Annotated in this window: 14 protein-coding genes and 1 pseudogene; 8 read left to right on the plus strand and 7 right to left on the minus strand. The window is 69.8% G+C overall.

Annotation, left to right across the window (positions count from 1 at the left end; all coding sequences use genetic code 11):
• Nucleotides 1-252, minus strand: a 252-nt coding sequence (locus EES42_RS45585) for a helix-turn-helix domain-containing protein (protein ID WP_241196346.1), incomplete at its 3' end; no start/stop codon positions are given.
• Nucleotides 253-759: 507 nt separating this feature from the next.
• On the opposite strand from EES42_RS45585, the pseudogene EES42_RS10470 reads away from it, so the two are divergent.
• The 3 genes and pseudogenes from EES42_RS10470 (at nt 760) to EES42_RS10480 (ending at nt 2,664) form a co-directional block, all read left to right on the plus strand.
• A pseudogene (locus tag EES42_RS10470) lies at nt 760-1,220 on the plus strand (MerR family transcriptional regulator).
• The gene (locus EES42_RS10475) at nt 1,220-2,236 is read left to right on the plus strand and encodes an aldo/keto reductase (protein WP_124717854.1); all 1,017 of its coding nucleotides are present in this window, start codon (nt 1,220-1,222) and stop codon (nt 2,234-2,236) included. Before EES42_RS10470 ends, EES42_RS10475 begins: the two are co-directional and overlap by 1 nt.
• A 173-nt stretch (nt 2,237-2,409) precedes the next feature.
• Nucleotides 2,410-2,664, plus strand: coding sequence for a hypothetical protein (locus EES42_RS10480; protein WP_241196347.1), 255 nt, complete (start codon nt 2,410-2,412; stop codon nt 2,662-2,664).
• A gap of 18 nt (nt 2,665-2,682) precedes the next feature.
• On the opposite strand, the gene EES42_RS10485 is transcribed toward EES42_RS10480, so the two are convergent.
• From EES42_RS10485 to EES42_RS10505, 5 genes are all read right to left on the minus strand, one after another.
• Nucleotides 2,683-3,366, minus strand: coding sequence for a response regulator (locus EES42_RS10485; protein ID WP_124717856.1), 684 nt, complete (start codon nt 3,364-3,366; stop codon nt 2,683-2,685).
• Nucleotides 3,363-4,709, minus strand: a complete 1,347-nt coding sequence (locus EES42_RS10490; RefSeq protein ID WP_124717857.1) for a sensor histidine kinase — start codon at nt 4,707-4,709, stop codon at nt 3,363-3,365. The genes EES42_RS10485 and EES42_RS10490 overlap by 4 nt, the downstream gene beginning before the upstream one ends.
• Before the next feature lie 116 nt (nt 4,710-4,825).
• Complete coding sequence (locus EES42_RS10495; RefSeq protein ID WP_124717858.1) at nt 4,826-5,800, minus strand: DUF4429 domain-containing protein; 975 nt, start codon at nt 5,798-5,800, stop codon at nt 4,826-4,828.
• An 85-nt stretch (nt 5,801-5,885) separates the two neighbouring features.
• A complete protein-coding gene (locus tag EES42_RS10500; RefSeq protein ID WP_124717859.1) occupies nt 5,886-7,097 on the minus strand; it encodes an alpha/beta hydrolase in 1,212 nt (403 codons plus the stop codon).
• 251 nt (nt 7,098-7,348) lie between these two features.
• Entirely contained in the window at nt 7,349-8,020 is a 672-nt protein-coding gene (locus EES42_RS10505) for a TetR family transcriptional regulator (RefSeq protein ID WP_124717860.1), read from the minus strand.
• A gap of 117 nt (nt 8,021-8,137) precedes the next feature.
• Between EES42_RS10505 and EES42_RS10510 the strand changes: the two genes are divergently transcribed.
• Both EES42_RS10510 and EES42_RS10515 read left to right on the plus strand, forming a co-directional pair.
• Nucleotides 8,138-9,748: an MFS transporter gene (locus EES42_RS10510; RefSeq protein WP_124717861.1), complete on the plus strand. Its 1,611-nt coding sequence runs from the start codon at nt 8,138-8,140 to the stop codon at nt 9,746-9,748.
• Nucleotides 9,749-9,936: 188 nt separating this feature from the next.
• On the plus strand, nt 9,937-10,314 hold the full coding sequence (locus EES42_RS10515) for a peptidase inhibitor family I36 protein (protein WP_124717862.1): 378 nt from the start codon (nt 9,937-9,939) through the stop codon (nt 10,312-10,314).
• Nucleotides 10,315-10,398: 84 nt separating this feature from the next.
• On the opposite strand, the gene aceE is transcribed toward EES42_RS10515, so the two are convergent.
• Nucleotides 10,399-13,140 (minus strand): pyruvate dehydrogenase (acetyl-transferring), homodimeric type, encoded by a 2,742-nt coding sequence (gene aceE, locus EES42_RS10520; protein WP_124717863.1) that lies wholly within the window; start codon nt 13,138-13,140, stop codon nt 10,399-10,401.
• A gap of 471 nt (nt 13,141-13,611) precedes the next feature.
• Between aceE and EES42_RS10525 the strand changes: the two genes are divergently transcribed.
• The 3 genes from EES42_RS10525 to EES42_RS10535 all read left to right on the plus strand — a co-directional run bounded on the left by EES42_RS10525 (nt 13,612) and on the right by EES42_RS10535 (nt 15,407).
• Nucleotides 13,612-14,034, plus strand: coding sequence for a DUF3052 domain-containing protein (locus EES42_RS10525; RefSeq protein ID WP_124717864.1), 423 nt, complete (start codon nt 13,612-13,614; stop codon nt 14,032-14,034).
• Nucleotides 14,035-14,226: 192 nt separating this feature from the next.
• Nucleotides 14,227-14,685 (plus strand): peroxiredoxin, encoded by a 459-nt coding sequence (locus EES42_RS10530; RefSeq protein ID WP_124717865.1) that lies wholly within the window; start codon nt 14,227-14,229, stop codon nt 14,683-14,685.
• 146 nt (nt 14,686-14,831) lie between these two features.
• Nucleotides 14,832-15,407 carry a TerD family protein gene (locus tag EES42_RS10535; protein WP_037696943.1) on the plus strand — a complete coding sequence of 192 codons (576 nt, stop codon included), beginning with the start codon at nt 14,832-14,834 and terminating at the stop codon, nt 15,405-15,407.
• The last annotated feature ends 106 nt before the right edge of the window (nt 15,408-15,513 follow it).

Here is a 15,513-nt window from a genome sequence, read left to right on the forward strand (position 1 = left end):
CCCCAGATCACAGGGGATGTGCTCAAGGACGGCGGCCTGCCTCGGTCTCGGACAGGGCCTGGTGTTCGCCTGTGCGGCGAGCAGTGCGCCGCGTCCGTCGGCCTGCCACTTCGCCCACCAGTTGTCCACGGCCCTGGCCAACACCTTGAACAAGGAAGCGACCTCCGCCCGGTCCCGGCCCTCCGCCAGCAACCGCACGGCCTCCTGCGCGCCCGGCGACCACGCCCGCGCATCCCCCACGCGATCGCTCACACATCGTCAACGAGCATGAACACAATGCGTTTCGGATCAATAACGGCCTTGGTATTGGTTGGCGCTGCGGCGAGTTCCACAGCGAGAGGGGTTGTGCGGCGCCGGGCAGTGCGTCGCGCGGCCGGGGCCGAAGCCGGAGATTCCTTCGAGATACCTTGCCGGGTTGCGTGGGCAGAGGTCACTGGCAGAAAGAGCATGGTCTACGGGAAGCTGGCCGCCTCGTGCTCCGGCGTTGCGTTCAAGCGGCGTTTTCGCGGCCCGGTCGTCGTTCCCGAGGCAGCCTTCGCGAAGACGGAGCCGAGCTGGCGAGGCGGGCTTGTGGTGCTCCACTATCGATCGGTCGGCGCTTCAGGGATAAGAATCATCGTTGCCGAAGGGGAGGGCATCACGGTCCGTCGCCTCCTGACCCCGTAGGCACCCGGTGCTCCGGGTCGAGTTCGTCGCCGCCGGAACCCATCCCCGTTCGCGCTTGCTTCGAGTGCACTCCAAGGTTCTAGCGTGGAGGTCATGACGGTGATGGAGAGCACTTCCGTGAAGGCGGACGCCTGTGCCACGGCTCCGCAGGCGCATCCGCGCGCCGAGGGCCGGGACGGGTACACCATCAGTGAGGTCGCGGCCCTGACCGGCTCACCGCGCACACCCTGCGCTGGTACGAGCGGATCGGGCTGATGCCGCACGTCGGCCGGTCCCACACCGGCCAGCGCCGCTTCACCAACCGCGATCTGGACTGGCTGGCCTTCGTCGGCAAACTGCGGCTGACCGGGATGCCGGTGGCCGACATGGTGCGGTACGCGGAGCTGCTGCGCGAGGGCGAGCACACCTTCGAGGAGCGGCAGGAGCTGCTGGAGGCGACCCGCCGCGATGTGATCACGCGGATCGCGGAGCTCCAGGACACGCTCGCCGTGCTCGACCACAAGATCGACTTCTATGCGAGCGCCCGACGGGCGCCGGAAAGGCCCAGTGCCTGATGACTGACGACAAGATCACCACCGTGGAGCTCGGCGACGGCGGCCCGCAGGTCGGCGTGCAGGGGCTCGGCTGCATGGGCATGAGCGAGTTCTACGGCGACACCGACGAGCTCTCCGCCCGCGAGACGCTGGAGACGGCCCTGGCGGCCGGCGTCACCCTCTTCGACACCGCGGATGTGTACGGCCTCGGCGCCAATGAGACCTTCCTCGCCCCGTTCGTCGGGGCGCACCGGGACGAGATCACCCTCGCCACGAAGTTCGCCATCGAGCGCAAGGACGACGACCCGCACTACCGGGGTGTGCGCAACGACCCCGCGTACATCCGCAAGGCCGTCGAGGACAGCCTGCGCCGGCTGGACACCGACGTCATCGACCTCTACTACATGCACCGCCGCGACCCGGCCGTCCCGCTGGCCGAGTCCGTCGGCGCGATGGCCGAGCTGGTCCAGCAGGGCAAGGTCAAGCAGCTCGGGCTGAGCGAGGTGACCGGCGCGGAGCTGCGCGAGGCGCACGCGGTGCACCCCATCGCGGCCCTTCAGTCGGAGTGGTCGCTCTTCAGCCGTGACGTCGAGCGCAGCGCCGTACCGGCCGCCGTCGAGCTCGGGGTGACCCTCGTGCCGTACTCGCCGCTCGGCCGGGGGTTCCTGACCGGGGCGTTCACTGACGCGGCCAAGGAGCTGTCGCAGGGCGACTTCCGTCAGTACCAGCCGCGCTTCACCGGTGACAACGCGAAGACGAACGCCGCGCTGCTGGAGCCCGTCCACAAGATCGCGGCGGTGCACGGGGCGTCGGCCGCGCAGGTGGCGCTCGCCTGGGTGCAGCAGCGGGCCCAGGTGCACGGGCTGACCGTGGTGCCGATCCCGGGCACCCGCAAGAGCAGCCGCCTGCTGGAGAACGTGGCCGCCACCCGGCTCGTCCTGACCGACGAGGAGCTGGCGCGGCTGGAGCCGATCGCGGGGCTGGTGGCGGGAGACCGCTACCCGGACATGAGCTCGACGTCCGCGGCGCGCGAGTAGTCCGGCCGCCCGGGGCCACCGCACCCCGTGGCCCCGGGTTCCGGTGCCGTGGTGGATGATGGCATCGACCTGCGGTACGGCACGTTTATACGAGGGGTGCGCCCATGCTGTTTGTTGCAATTATTTCCATTGTGATAATCGGGGGTTCTATTTCCTACATCGTTCGTCTCTTCATGCGCGACCACAAGATCCGGTGGGAGGGCCGGGACATCCTGGCCGTGGTCGAGGACGTGCGATACCTCGGTTCGAACGACGGCGGATCCTCCAACATCAAGTACCGGCTCTCCTGGACCGAGGACGGTGTGACCAAGGAGGTGGAAGGCAGGGACACGGTTTCCGCCTTCTACTCGTCGAGGCTGCAAAAGGGCTGCGAGATCGACATCAAGTACCTGGACGACAACAACATCCGCTTCGTCTTCGACAAGTAGAGCGAGTCGAGAACGGCGTCACCCCTCGCCCGGCACCACCACCCCCGCCTCGTACGCGAAGATCACCGCCTGTGCCCGGTCCCGCAGGTCCAGCTTGGCCAGGACCCGGCCGATATGCGTCTTCACGGTCTGCTCGGCCAGTACCAGCTTCCCCGCGATCTCCTGGTTGGACAGGCCCCGCGCGATCAGCTCCAGCACCTCCGTCTCGCGTGGAGTCAGCCCGTTCAGCCGCAGCGACTGGCCGCTCCGGGTGGCCCCGGTCGGGCCCTGCCGGGCGAAGTCCGCGATCAGACGGCGCGTCACGGACGGCGCGAGCAGCGCCTCGCCCGCCGCGACCACCCGCACCGCCGAGATCAGGTCGGCCGGCGGCGCGTCCTTCAGCAGGAAGCCGGACGCCCCGGCGCGCAGCGCCTCGTACACGTAGTCGTCCACATCGAACGTGGTGAGCATCAGGACCTTCGGCCGGTGCACCACCCCCACCGGCGGGTTCAGCAGCTCACGGGCCGCCGCCAGGCCGTCCATCTCCGGCATCCGGACGTCCATCAGCACCACGTCCGGACGGGTGCTGCGGCCGACCTCGACGCCCCGGCGCCCGTCCGGTGCCTCACCGACCACATCGATGTCGCTCTGCGCCGACAGCAGCGCCGCGAACCCCGCCCGCACCATGGCCTGGTCGTCGACGATGATCACGCGAATGGTCAAGAGTCCTCCGGGGCCGGGGGCGTAGCAGGATCGAGGGGCAGCCGCGCCGCCACCCGGAAGCCGCCGTCGGGCAGCGGTCCGGTGTCGAGCGTGCCGCCGGTCAACCGTACGCGCTCCCGCATCCCGACCAGGCCGTGCCCCGTGCCGGACGCCTCCAGCGGCGAATCGGGCTGCCGCGCACGGTCGTTGACCACCAGGACGGTCAGATGCGTGCCGTCGGAGGTGACCGATATCCGGGTCCGCGCCCCGGGGGCGTGGCGGATCACGTTGGCCAGCGCCTCCTGCACGATCCGGTACGCCGACACATCCACCGCCTGCGGCACGTCCGGCAGCCGGGCCGACAGCGACAGCTCGGCCGGCAGCCCCGCCCGCACCGTCGCCTCCACCAGCTGCTGCACCCGGTCGAGCCCCGGCTGCGGTGCCCGTTCGCCCTCCGTGCCGTCGCTGCGCAGCAGCGTCAGCAGCCGCCGCATCTCCGTCAGCGACTCCCGGGCGCTCGCCGCGATCGCGGCGAACTCCTCGTGCGCCTGCTCGGGCAGGCCGCTGATCCGGTAGGGCGCGGAGTCGGCCTGGACCGTGATCACGGACATGTGGTGCGCGACCACGTCGTGCAGCTCGCGGGCGATCCTGGTGCGCTCCTCCAGCAGTGTGCGCTGCGCCCGCTCGGCCTCGCTGATGGTCTCCTGCTCGGCGAGCCGGCGCTGTGCGTCGCCCCGTTCACGTATCACCGCGCCGATCACCATGAACACCGCGCCGAACGCCGGAAGCAGTCCCGCGGTGCCGTTGCTGCGGTCCGTGCCGCCCAGGTGCAGGACCAGGCTCGCCACGGCGGTCAGCGCCCAGACGGAGATCACGGTCCGGCGGGTCTCGCGCAGGGCCACCGCCAGCATCACGAAGAGGTAGGCGATCAGTGTCGGTGGCGGCCACGGCCAGACGGCCATCAGCGGTTCCGGGTACCGCAGCAGTACCAGCGCCCCCACGATGTCGGCGGGGAAGATGATCCACCACGCCTGCAACGGGCGGTGCGCCAGCATCAGCAGCGGCGCCGTCTGGGCGACGGCCAGCAGGCCCGCCAGCCCCTCGGCCATGTCGTATTCGTTGGTCAGCACATTGAGCGTGACCGGAACGAAGATCGCCGCGAGGACGAGGACGGCGATGTACGGCAGCAGCCTCCGCCACCGTTTGGACGCGTTCGCGAGCGGCGGGACCGGGGGATGGGACGGGTGGGCGAGACCGTGGGCGATCTCGCGCAGATTGCGGCGGGCGGCGCTCACCAGCCCGTCGGCGGCGGGCGGCGGGCGCGGCGGCGCCTCGGGCGGAACGTACGGCGGGGTGGTCGTCATGGCCGCAGCAGCCTAAGCAGCGGACCGGCCCGGTGGCGTCATACCAGGGTTCCGGTCCGCCGCCGGGATTCTCGTACGGGGGTACTACCCGCCGGTCGCCGCGGCCGCCACGGGTCTCACAGCTCGGCGAGCAGCTGGGCCTTCTTGCTGCTGAACTCGTCGTCCGTCACCAGACCGGCCCGGTGCAGCTCCCCGAGGTGCCGGATCCGCTCCGCGATGTCCGCCGGGTCGCGCCGTCCGGCGCCCGCCAGGACGGCGGCGGGCACGGCAGGAGCTGAATGGTTCCTGCGCACCGATTCCAGCACGGCCGCGGCGAACGGCAGCGACTCGTGGACCGGCCCGTAGCCGAGGCCGAAGATCACCGCGGCCGGGTCCTGATCGGCCCTGGCGGGGCGGCCCGCGACCGGCTGCGGGCCGTGCGCCGCGCCCGGCTCCGCGACCAGGCCCGGACCACTGCTCCGGGCAGGCACCTCGCCCGCGCCCGCGCCCGGTCCCGGGACCGCGGTCTCCAGGCCCCTCGGCACCAGCCGCAGATAGCCCTCGAAGGCCTCCGGCGAGCGCCACTCGACACCGCTCAGCTCCGTCACCGGGAACGTCTGGTCGCCGGCCTTCCACTTCGCCGTGGAGGCGCCCGTCCAGAACCAGCGGAAGGAGACCCGGTGCCCGTCGAAGGCGGCCCGGCCGTCGTACGCCTTGAACTGCATCGGTGCCTCGGGCGCCGCGACCAGGAACCGGTCGGCGGGCTCCGCCGCGTCGGGGCCGAGCCGGGCGCGCAGCTCGTCCGCGTAGTACTCGGCCAGCGTCTCGCGCTCGGCGGGGAGCACCAGCCGGTACGGATCGCAGCCGTCCTTCAGCTGCCCGGCGGCGGCCTCGACCAGCGGATCGGCACCCGGTCTCGGCACGGCACGCAGGACCACCGTGCCCCGCTTGCCCGGGGTCAGCGTCACCGACGACAGCGCCGCGTGCGGGACGCGTCGTTCCCGCAGGCTCTGGAAGAGCTTCGGCGTGCGGATCCCCCGTTCGAAGCGGATGAGCACGGAGTCGGTGTCGAACTCCCAGGTGGCATGAATTCCGGCCAGCACATCACCCATGTGCCTCATCGTATGCGGCACTTGCCCCACACGTCCCCCCTCGGCGCACGCTGCGATCGATGGCCCGCCCGGGCCCCTGCACCCGTCAGGCGGCCCGGCTTCCGGTGATTCGTTCACGGCAGGAGCCATCGGCGGGCGCGCAGCTCACCGATTCGTAGGAGCCCGTGCCGATGGCGGCGAAGTTGCCGAGGCTCTCGGTCCCCGGCTCGAAGTAGCCACTGTGCCCGAGCGCGTCGCCCGCCGAGACGATCCGCGCGCCGAAGCCGGGGTCGACCGGGTCCGCCCCGTGACCCAGGCCGCCGAACTCCAGGTTCGGTACGTCCTCGATCCAGTCGTCGCGATCGCGCATCGCCCACACCCTGGCCCCGGTCCGCAGCTGCGCGGCGTTCTCCACCCGCATGCCGGGGCTGCCGGCCACCGCGATGTCGCCGACCCTGGCGGGCAGTTCATGTGCGGCGACCCCGCACAGCACCGAGCCGTAGCTGTGGCAGAACAACGAGACGGGGGCGGTGCCGGGCAGCGCCTCCACCAGGGCGTTCAGCCGTACCGCCCCGCGCTCGGCGAGGTTGCCCAGGGCCGCGTCCATGCCGATCCCGGCGGGCGTGGTGTAGTCGGCCCAGGCGATGACGGCGGTACGGGTGCCGGGGCGCGCGGCGCGCTCCGCCGCGTACAGCGACTTCGCCATGCCGACCGGGGCGGCGTTCACCTTGGGCTCGGGCCGTTCCAGCGTCAGCAGATTGGTGTCGACGCCGGGGACGATCACGGAGATCCGTTCGGCCCGGTCGAGACTGCCGAACACCTCCGCGGCGCGGCCCTTCCCGGACGGGTCGAAGGCCAGGAAGTGGCGGCCGCGGGCGAGCATCGAGCCGAAGCGGTGCATCCGGCGGACCGCCTCGGCGCGGCCCTCGGGCGAGAGCCGCTCATCGTGCATGCGCCGCTGCTCGACCTTCTGCGCCTGCCCCACGGCCCGCCGATTGGCGCGGTAGCGCAGAGTCACCGGTGCGCCGTTCAGATTGCCCACGACCAAGGGGTACTTGTCGGCCAGCCCGGCGCGCTGCGCGGCCGTGAGCGTGGCGAAGAAGTGGGCCAGCCGGTACGGCGGCGCGTCGGCGTCCGGCAGCGCATGACCCGCCACCCGGCCCCGAGCCCAGGCGGCGAGGGCGATGGTGCGTGGCTCGTCGGAGCGTTGGTGACGTACGGCGGTCCAGCCAGTGGTCGCCAGCATCACGAACACGACCGCGACGGCGAGCAGCGCGCGCCATGCGGTGAGAGTGGGGGAGGAGTCGAAGGAAGTCACTGCGGCCCACATTAGGAGACGCGCGACCACAGCCGTGAAGAGGGTGACGCACATCACTCGGCTGCGGGGAATTCGGCATCGCGCTTTTCACGCTGCGTGGCTGTCCCGCGCACGCTCAGGCGCGCGGAGCGCCTCTCGGAGGTCGCATCCGGCCACCGGGGAACGGCTGTTGTGAAGTCGGTCATGCCGCGCCGCTGAGGCGTACGGCACACCGGGCGGGGAAGTCACGGGTGTTGCCCGGCTCCGCGCCGCTACCCGGCCGTCGCGCCGGATTCCGTACGCCAGTTGCCGGCCAGTGCCGGTCCGAGCTGGTCCAGGTACGCCTCGGTCAGGGCGCGCAGCGAGTCCACGCCGGATTCCCGGCCGCGCCCCCAGAGCTGACCGGTCACCCGCATCACCCCGCAGAACGCCGCCACGGCGACCCTCGGCCGCGGGTCCTCGTCCACGTCGAGCCCCTCGCGGCGGGCGATCAGCAGCGCGATCTGGTTCTCCAGGTCCGCGCACCGCCGCAGATGGGCGGCGAGCAGTGAGGGCGTCGATTCGATCATCCGGTACGTACGCATGTGGAGTTCGACCGTGACGAGTTCCTCGATCGTCTCGCCGATGCTGTTCCAGGCGCACAGGACCGCGCCGCGCAGCGCGTCGAACGGGGCCTCCTCGGCGGGGCGCCGGCGCAGCTCCGAGAGGAAACTCGACTCCACCATCTCCTGGATGGCGAAGGCGGCCTCCTCCTTGCTGGCGAAGTAGCGGAAGAAGGTGCGCTGGGAGACCTCCACCGCTTCGACGATCTCGTCGACGGTGGTCTCCTCGTACCCCTGTGTGGTGAAAAGATCGAGGGCGGCGTGCAGCAGGGCGTCCCGGGTGCGTCGCTTCTTCCGTTCACGCAGTCCGGTCGGATACGCGGCCCGCTGCTCATCGGTCACTTAACCGGCCTTCTTTCTCCTGCTTTGTCCAGCTCAGCGTACCTGTGAGCTACATGACAGTTACTGTCTTGTGAAATGGTTTGTCAACTGTCAGAGGCTGACACTAGTGTCCCCGGCATGACTAGTCAGACCACCGTCGACAAGGCGTCGCGGGAGCCGCAGGAAACCGTCGCTCCCGCACCGGCCAAGGGGCTGCGCGGCCACCCTTGGCTGACGCTCTTCTCCGTGGCCATCGGCGTGATGATGGTCGCGCTCGACGGCACGATCGTCGCGATCGCCAACCCCGCCATCCAGCAGGATCTGAACGCCTCGCTCGCAGACGTCCAGTGGATCACCAACGGCTACATGCTCGCCCTCGCGGTCTCCCTGATCACCGCGGGCAAACTCGGTGACCGGTTCGGCCACCGCCAGACCTTCCTCATAGGCGTCATCGGCTTCGCCGCGGCATCCGGGGCCATCGGCCTGTCCGACAGCGTCGCCCTGGTGATCGTGTTCCGGGTGCTCCAGGGCCTCTTCGGCGCCCTGCTGATGCCCGCCGCGCTCGGCCTGCTGCGCGCCACCTTCCCGGCCGAGAAGCTGAACATGGCGATCGGCATCTGGGGCATGGTGATCGGCGCCTCGACCGCCGGTGGTCCGATCCTCGGCGGCGTGCTCGTCGAGCACGTCAGCTGGCAGTCCGTCTTCTTCATCAACGTGCCGGTCGGTGTGATCGCGCTGCTGCTGGGCCTGGTGATCCTCAAGGACCACCGCGCCGAGAACGCACCGCGCTCCTTCGACATCGGCGGCATCGTGCTGCTGTCGCAGGCGATGTTCTGCCTGATCTGGGCGCTCATCAAGGGCTCCGAGTGGGGCTGGGGCGACTACAAGACGCTCGGCTTCCTGGGTGCCGCCGTGGCCCTGTTCGTGGTCTTCGCGCTCTCCCAGAAGAACGTCAGGGAACCGCTGATCCCGCTCGCCATGTTCCGCTCCATTCCGCTGTCCGCGGGTGCGGTCCTGATGGTGCTGATGGCCTTCGCGTTCATGGGCGGGCTGTTCTTCGTCACCTTCTACCTCCAGAACGTGCACGGTCTGAGCCCGGTCGACAGCGGTCTGCACCTGCTGCCGCTGACCGGCATGATGATCGTCGCCTCGCCGCTGGCCGGCGCCATGATCACCAGGTTCGGCCCGCGCGTCCCGCTGGTCGGCGGCATGGTGTGCACGGCGGTCGCCATGTTCGGCATGTCCCAGCTGGAGATCGGCACCGGCACCCTGACCATGTCGATCTGGTTCGGTCTGCTCGGCCTCGGCCTCGCCCCGGTGATGGTCGGCGCCACCGAGGTCATCGTCGGGAACGCCCCGATGGAGCTCTCCGGCGTCGCGGGCGGTCTGCAGCAGGCCGCCATGCAGGTCGGCGGCAGCCTCGGCACGGCGGTGCTCGGCGCCGTCATGGCCTCCCAGGTCGACTCCAAGCTGGCCGACAACTGGAAGGCGGCACAGCTCCCGCCGCTGAGCCCGCAGCAGCTGGACCAGGCGTCCTCGGCCGTCGAGGTCGGCATCCCGCCGGTGGGCGGCAACGTCCCGCCGGAGGTCGCGGGGAAGATCGCGGGCGTCGCCCATGACACCTTCGTGTCAGGGATGAGCACGGCGTTCATGGTCGCCGGCATCGTCGCGGTCGTCGCGGCGCTGGTCGCCACGCTCACCAAGCGCGGTGCGAACGCCGAGGCGGGCGCGGGCGCCGGACACATCTGACCGGTCGTCGCCGAGACGCCCGGGGCTCGCGCCCACGCGTCAACACAGTACGTACGACAGCCCCGCCGGACCGTTCCGGCGGGGCTGTCGCCTATCAGGGTGGTGTGCCCTGAGGCCCCTTCCCCGGGCGTTGCCCCGCAGGTCAGGGTGCGTGCAACTGATTCGCACCACCACGGGGGTCGATTTCCATGCGCACGACCGTTCTCGCCACCACCCTGGCCGCCGCCTCGCTGGCGGCCATCGCCCTGATCCCGGAGAGCGCCGCCCACTCCGCGCCCGCCCGGCCCGGACCCTGCGGCGCCGGCCAGCTCTGCCTCTGGGACGAGCCGGAGTTCACCGGCACCCGCCGGACCCACGAGCTGTCCACGATCGACATCGAGAGCTGTGTCCCGCTGCCGAAGGGCAGCAGCGTCCAGTCGCTCGCCAACCGCACCGGCCGCCCCGTCACCACGTACCAGTCGGCGGAATGCGCCGAGACCGGTGAGTTCGACACCTACCCGGGCGGCGGCACCTGGGTGCCCCGGTCCCCGTACCAGGTCAGGGCCTTCAAGGTCTGGGAGAACTGACCGGAGGACGGGGACCCGGCCGGGTACGCCGGAGGGCGGCGGGACCAGCAGGTCCCGCCGCCCTCCGTACGCCGTGCGTCGTTGTTACGCGTCGCCGCCGGCCGCGCCCGGGTCGGCCGCGGTGACGTCCAGCAGGTCGTACCGGTCGATCGCCTTCTTCAGCAGCGAACGGTCGATCCGGTTCTCCTTCGCGAGCTCGGTGAGCACCGCGAGGACGATCGACTGCGCGTCGATGTGGAAGAACCGGCGGGCCGCGCCACGGGTGTCGGCGAAGCCGAAGCCGTCCGCACCCAGCGACTGGTACGCACCGGGCACCCAGCGCGCGATCTGGTCCGGCACCGAACGCATCCAGTCCGAGACCGCCACGAACGGGCCCTCGGAGCCGGAGAGCTTCCGCGTGACGTACGGGACGCGCTGCTCCTCCTCCGGGTGCAGCAGGTTGTGCCGCTCCACCTCCACGGCCTCGCGGCGCAGCTCGTTCCAGGAGGTCGCCGACCAGACGTCCGCCCGGACGTTCCACTCGTCGGCGAGGATCCGCTGCGCCTCGACCGCCCACGGGACCGCCACGCCGGACGCCATGATCTGGGCCGGGATCTCGCCCCGGTCGGCCGCCTTGAAGCGGTACACGCCCTTGAGGATGCCCTCGACGTCCACGTTCTCCGGCTCGGCCGGATGCTGGATCGGCTCGTTGTAGACCGTGAGGTAGTAGAAGACGTCCTCGTTCTCCTCGGGGGTCCCGCCGTACATCCTGCGCAGACCGTCCTTGACGATGTGCGCGATCTCGTAGCCGAACGCCGGGTCGTACGCGACACAGCCCGGGTTGGTCGAGGCGAGCAGCTGCGAGTGGCCGTCCGCGTGCTGGAGCCCCTCACCGGTCAGCGTCGTACGGCCGGCGGTCGCGCCCAGCACGAAGCCACGCGCGAGCTGGTCGGCCATCTGCCAGAACTGGTCACCGGTGCGCTGGAAACCGAACATCGAGTAGAAGACGTACACCGGGATCAGCGGCTCGCCGTGCGTGGCGTACGCCGAACCGGCGGCGATCAGCGACGCCGTGCAGCCTGCCTCCGAGATGCCGTCGTGCAGCATCTGACCGGTCGGCGACTCCTTGTACGCGAGCAGCAGATCACGGTCCACCGCCTCGTACTGCTGGCCCAGCGGGTTGTAGATCTTCGCACTCGGGAAGAAGGCGTCCATACCGAAGGTGCGGTACTCGTCGGGCGCGATCAGCACGAAACGCTTGCCGATCTCCTTGTCCCGCATGAGGTCCTTCAGGATCCGGACGAACGCCATGGTGGTGGCGATCGACTGCTGACCCGAACCCTTCTTCGCGGTCGCGTACGTCTTGTCCTCGGGCAGGACCAGCGGCTTCGCACGCACCACACGGGTCGGGACGTAACCGCCCAGGCCCTTGCGGCGGTCGTGCATGTACTGGATCTCCTCCGAGTCGCGGCCCGGGTGGTAGTACGGCGGAAGGCCGTCCTCCAGCTCCTTGTCCGTGATCGGGATGTGCAGCCGGTCGCGGAACCGCTTGAGGTCCTCGACCGTGAGCTTCTTCATCTGGTGGGTCGCGTTGCGGCCCTCGAAGTTCGGCCCCAGGGTCCAGCCCTTGACCGTCTGCGCCAGGATCACCGTCGGCTGGCCCTTGTGGGCCTTGGCCGCCGCGTAGGCCGCGTAGACCTTCTTGTGGTCGTGACCGCCGCGGCCCAGGTGCAGGATCTGGTCGTCGGTCATGTCCTTGACCATGTCGCGCAGCCGCGGGTCGTCCCCGAAGAAGTGGTCACGGATGTACGCGCCCGACTCGGTGGCGTACGTCTGGAACTGGCCGTCCGGCGTGGTGTTCAGCTTGTTGACCAGGATGCCCGTGCGGTCCTGCGCGAGCAGTGGGTCCCAGGAGCGGTCCCAGACCAGCTTGATGACGTTCCACCCGGCGCCGCGGAACTGCGACTCCAGCTCCTGGATGATCTTGCCGTTGCCGCGCACCGGGCCGTCGAGCCGCTGCAGGTTGCAGTTGACCACGAAGGTGAGGTTGTCCAGGCCCTCACGGGCGGCGATGGAGAGCTGGCCGAGCGACTCGGGCTCGTCCATCTCGCCGTCGCCCAGATACGCCCAGACATGCGACTTGGAGGTGTCGGCGATGCCGCGCGCCTCCATGTAGCGGTTCATCCGGGCCTGGTAGATCGCGCCGAGCGGGCCGAGGCCCATCGAAACGGTCGGGAACTCCCAGAAGTCCGGCATCAGCCGCGGGTGCGGATAGCTGGACAGGCCGTTGGGCGCCTTCGACTTCTCCTGGCGGAAGGCGTCGAGCTGCGCCTCGCTCAGCCGGTCGAGCAGGAAGGCGCGGGCGTAGATGCCCGGGGACGCGTGCCCCTGGAAGAAGATCTGGTCGCCGCCCAGGCCGTCGTCCTTGCCCCGGAAGAAGTGGTTGAAGCCCACGTCGTACAGCGAGGCCGAGGAGGCGAAGGTGGCGATGTGACCGCCGACACCGATCCCCGGGCGCTGGGCGCGCGACACCATCACGGCCGCGTTCCAGCGGGTCGCGTTGAGGACCTTGCGCTCGATCTCCTCGTCGCCGGGGAAGAACGGCTCGTCCTTCGTGGCGATCGTGTTCACGTAGTCCGTACTGCGCATCTCCGGCACGGCGACGCGCTTCTCGCGCGCACGCTCGATGAGCCGGAGCATCAGGTAACGGGCCCGCTCGCGGCCTCGCTCGTCGACTGCGGCGTCGAGCGAGTCGAGCCATTCCTGGGTCTCTTCGGGATCGAAGTCCGGGACCTGGCTCGGCAGGCCGCCAATGATGATCGGGTTGCGATCGGATCCGGAAGCCACGCTGTTCCTTCGCTGTTCGGTGGTGCTCTACAGGGCCTGATCGAGGGAGAACATGCCCCCGGGATGTATGCAAGTGCGCCATCACCATCGTGTACCGCGAGGGCGCAAACGTCATCTCTACCGAGGGGTAACCGCCGTGTTGCGAGACATCGCGGCCGGAACGCGGGGATGGGTCGGGCCAAACCGCAACCATACGCCCAACCCGTCCAAGCGTTCCCAAAGGATGTTCGACTCCGAATGACGGACCGAAACGGCATAAGCTGTGGAAGGACGTAAAGGGTGTGGACGGTAGCGCCGGGCCCCCGGAGGGGATCTGCCGACAGTGCGGCGACGTGTCAGGGAACGTCACCGTTTAGGCGGTCTCGGACGCCGGGTACTTGCGCGATCCGCCGCTCCCGTGTGGACTACGGCCAACGCCCCGCGCACGCGCGTGGCTCAAGCATTTTCCGAAACATGATCAGGAGGCAACCCGTGAGCGCGACCGCGGACCACGCGGAGGAGCGGACCAACCCGGCAGCACGCCTGGGGTTCGAGCCCGGACAGGTGGTCCAGGAGATCGGCTACGACGACGACGTCGAGCAGGAGCTCCGTGAGGGCATTGAGGCCACGATCGGCCAGGATCTCGTCGATGAGGACTACGACGACGTCGCAGACGTCGTCCTGCTGTGGTTCCGCGACGAGGACGGCGACCTTACGGACGCGCTGGTGGATGCCATTGGTCTGCTCGAGGACGGCGGTACGGTCTGGCTGCTGACGCCGAAGACCGGCCGTGATGGATACGTCGAACCGAGCGACATCAACGAGGCCGCTCAGACAGCCGGTCTCTCCCAGACCAGGAGCATCAGCGCCGGCAAGGACTGGACGGGCAGCCGCCTGGTCGCACCCAAGCGCTGAACCACGCTCCACGCATTTCGCCCTGAAGGCCCCCGACGGCACCGAGCCGCCGGGGGCCTTCGTACAACCGCGGGGCGGCCGGGGCCGCCGGGTGTCCCCGTGCGGGCGCCGCGTGGCTCGCCGCGGGCTCTGCGTAGGGTGGGAGTCACCCGGACAGCCCAGCCCGGTGAACGTAGCGAAGGGACGCTTTTCATGGCGATCGAGGTCGGCACCAAGGCCCCGGATTTCGAGCTGAAGGACAACCACGGCCGGACCGTGAAGCTCTCCGACTTCCGCGGCGAGAAGAACGTCGTCCTGCTGTTCTACCCGTTCGCCTTCACGGGCGTCTGCACGGGTGAGCTCTGCGCGCTCCGCGACGAGCTGCCGAAGTTCGAGAACGACGACACGCAGCTGCTCGCCGTGTCCAACGACTCCATCCACACCCTGCGCGTCTTCGCCGAGCAGGAGGGCCTCGAATACCCGCTGGTCTCGGACTTCTGGCCGCACGGCGAGACCTCGCGGGCCTACGGCGTCTTCGACGAGGAGAAGGGCTGCGCGGTGCGCGGCACCTTCATCATCGACAAGGAGGGCGTGGTGCGCTGGACCGTCGTCAACGGTCTGCCCGACGCACGCGACCTCAACGAGTACATCAAGGCGCTCGACGCGCTCTGATCCGGCACCGGCGGATCCGCATGCGACCCGGTGAAAAGCCTGCTTCGCCGGGAACCGGTCACTAGGATCCAGTCGTTGATCGGATGCCAACGCAACGTGGAGGCGCCGGCGCCTGCCGGCCCCCAAGGAAACCAATGGGAGGACTCGTGGGAGTCAGCCTCAGCAAGGGCGGCAACGTCTCGCTGACCAAGGCCGCGCCCAACCTGACGGCGGTCGTCGTCGGGCTCGGCTGGGACGCTCGCACCACCACCGGTGGTGACTTCGACCTCGACGCCAGCGCACTGCTGACGAACGCCGAGGGCAAGGTCGGCAGCGACGGGAACTTCGTCTTCTTCAACAACCTCAAGAGCCCCGACGGTTCCGTCGAGCACACCGGTGACAACCTCACCGGTGAGGGCGAGGGCGACGACGAGGTCATCAAGGTGAACCTGGCCGGTGTCCCGGCCGATGTCGACAAGATCGTCTTCCCGGTCTCGATCTACGAGGCCGAGACCCGCCAGCAGAGCTTCGGCCAGGTGCGCAACGCGTACATCCGCGTGGTCAACCAGGCCGACAACAGCGAGCTGGCCCGCTACGACCTCAGCGAGGACGCCTCGACGGAGACCGCCATGGTCTTCGGCGAGCTGTACCGCAACGGGGCGGAGTGGAAGTTCCGTGCCATCGGTCAGGGGTACGCCTCGGGGCTGCGCGGCATCGCGCAGGACTTCGGCGTCAACGTCTGAGAAGGCGCGACCGGGCAGTGCCGTCGAGGTGAGGCCCGGGTCACGCCGGCAGTACCCCGTCCGGCGCCGCACCCCTGTGCGGCGCCGGACGCGCTAGACAGACGGC

Origin of the sequence: Streptomyces sp. ADI95-17, assembly GCF_003846175.1 — a bacterium.
GTDB classification, from domain to species: domain Bacteria; phylum Actinomycetota; class Actinomycetes; order Streptomycetales; family Streptomycetaceae; genus Streptomyces; species Streptomyces sanglieri.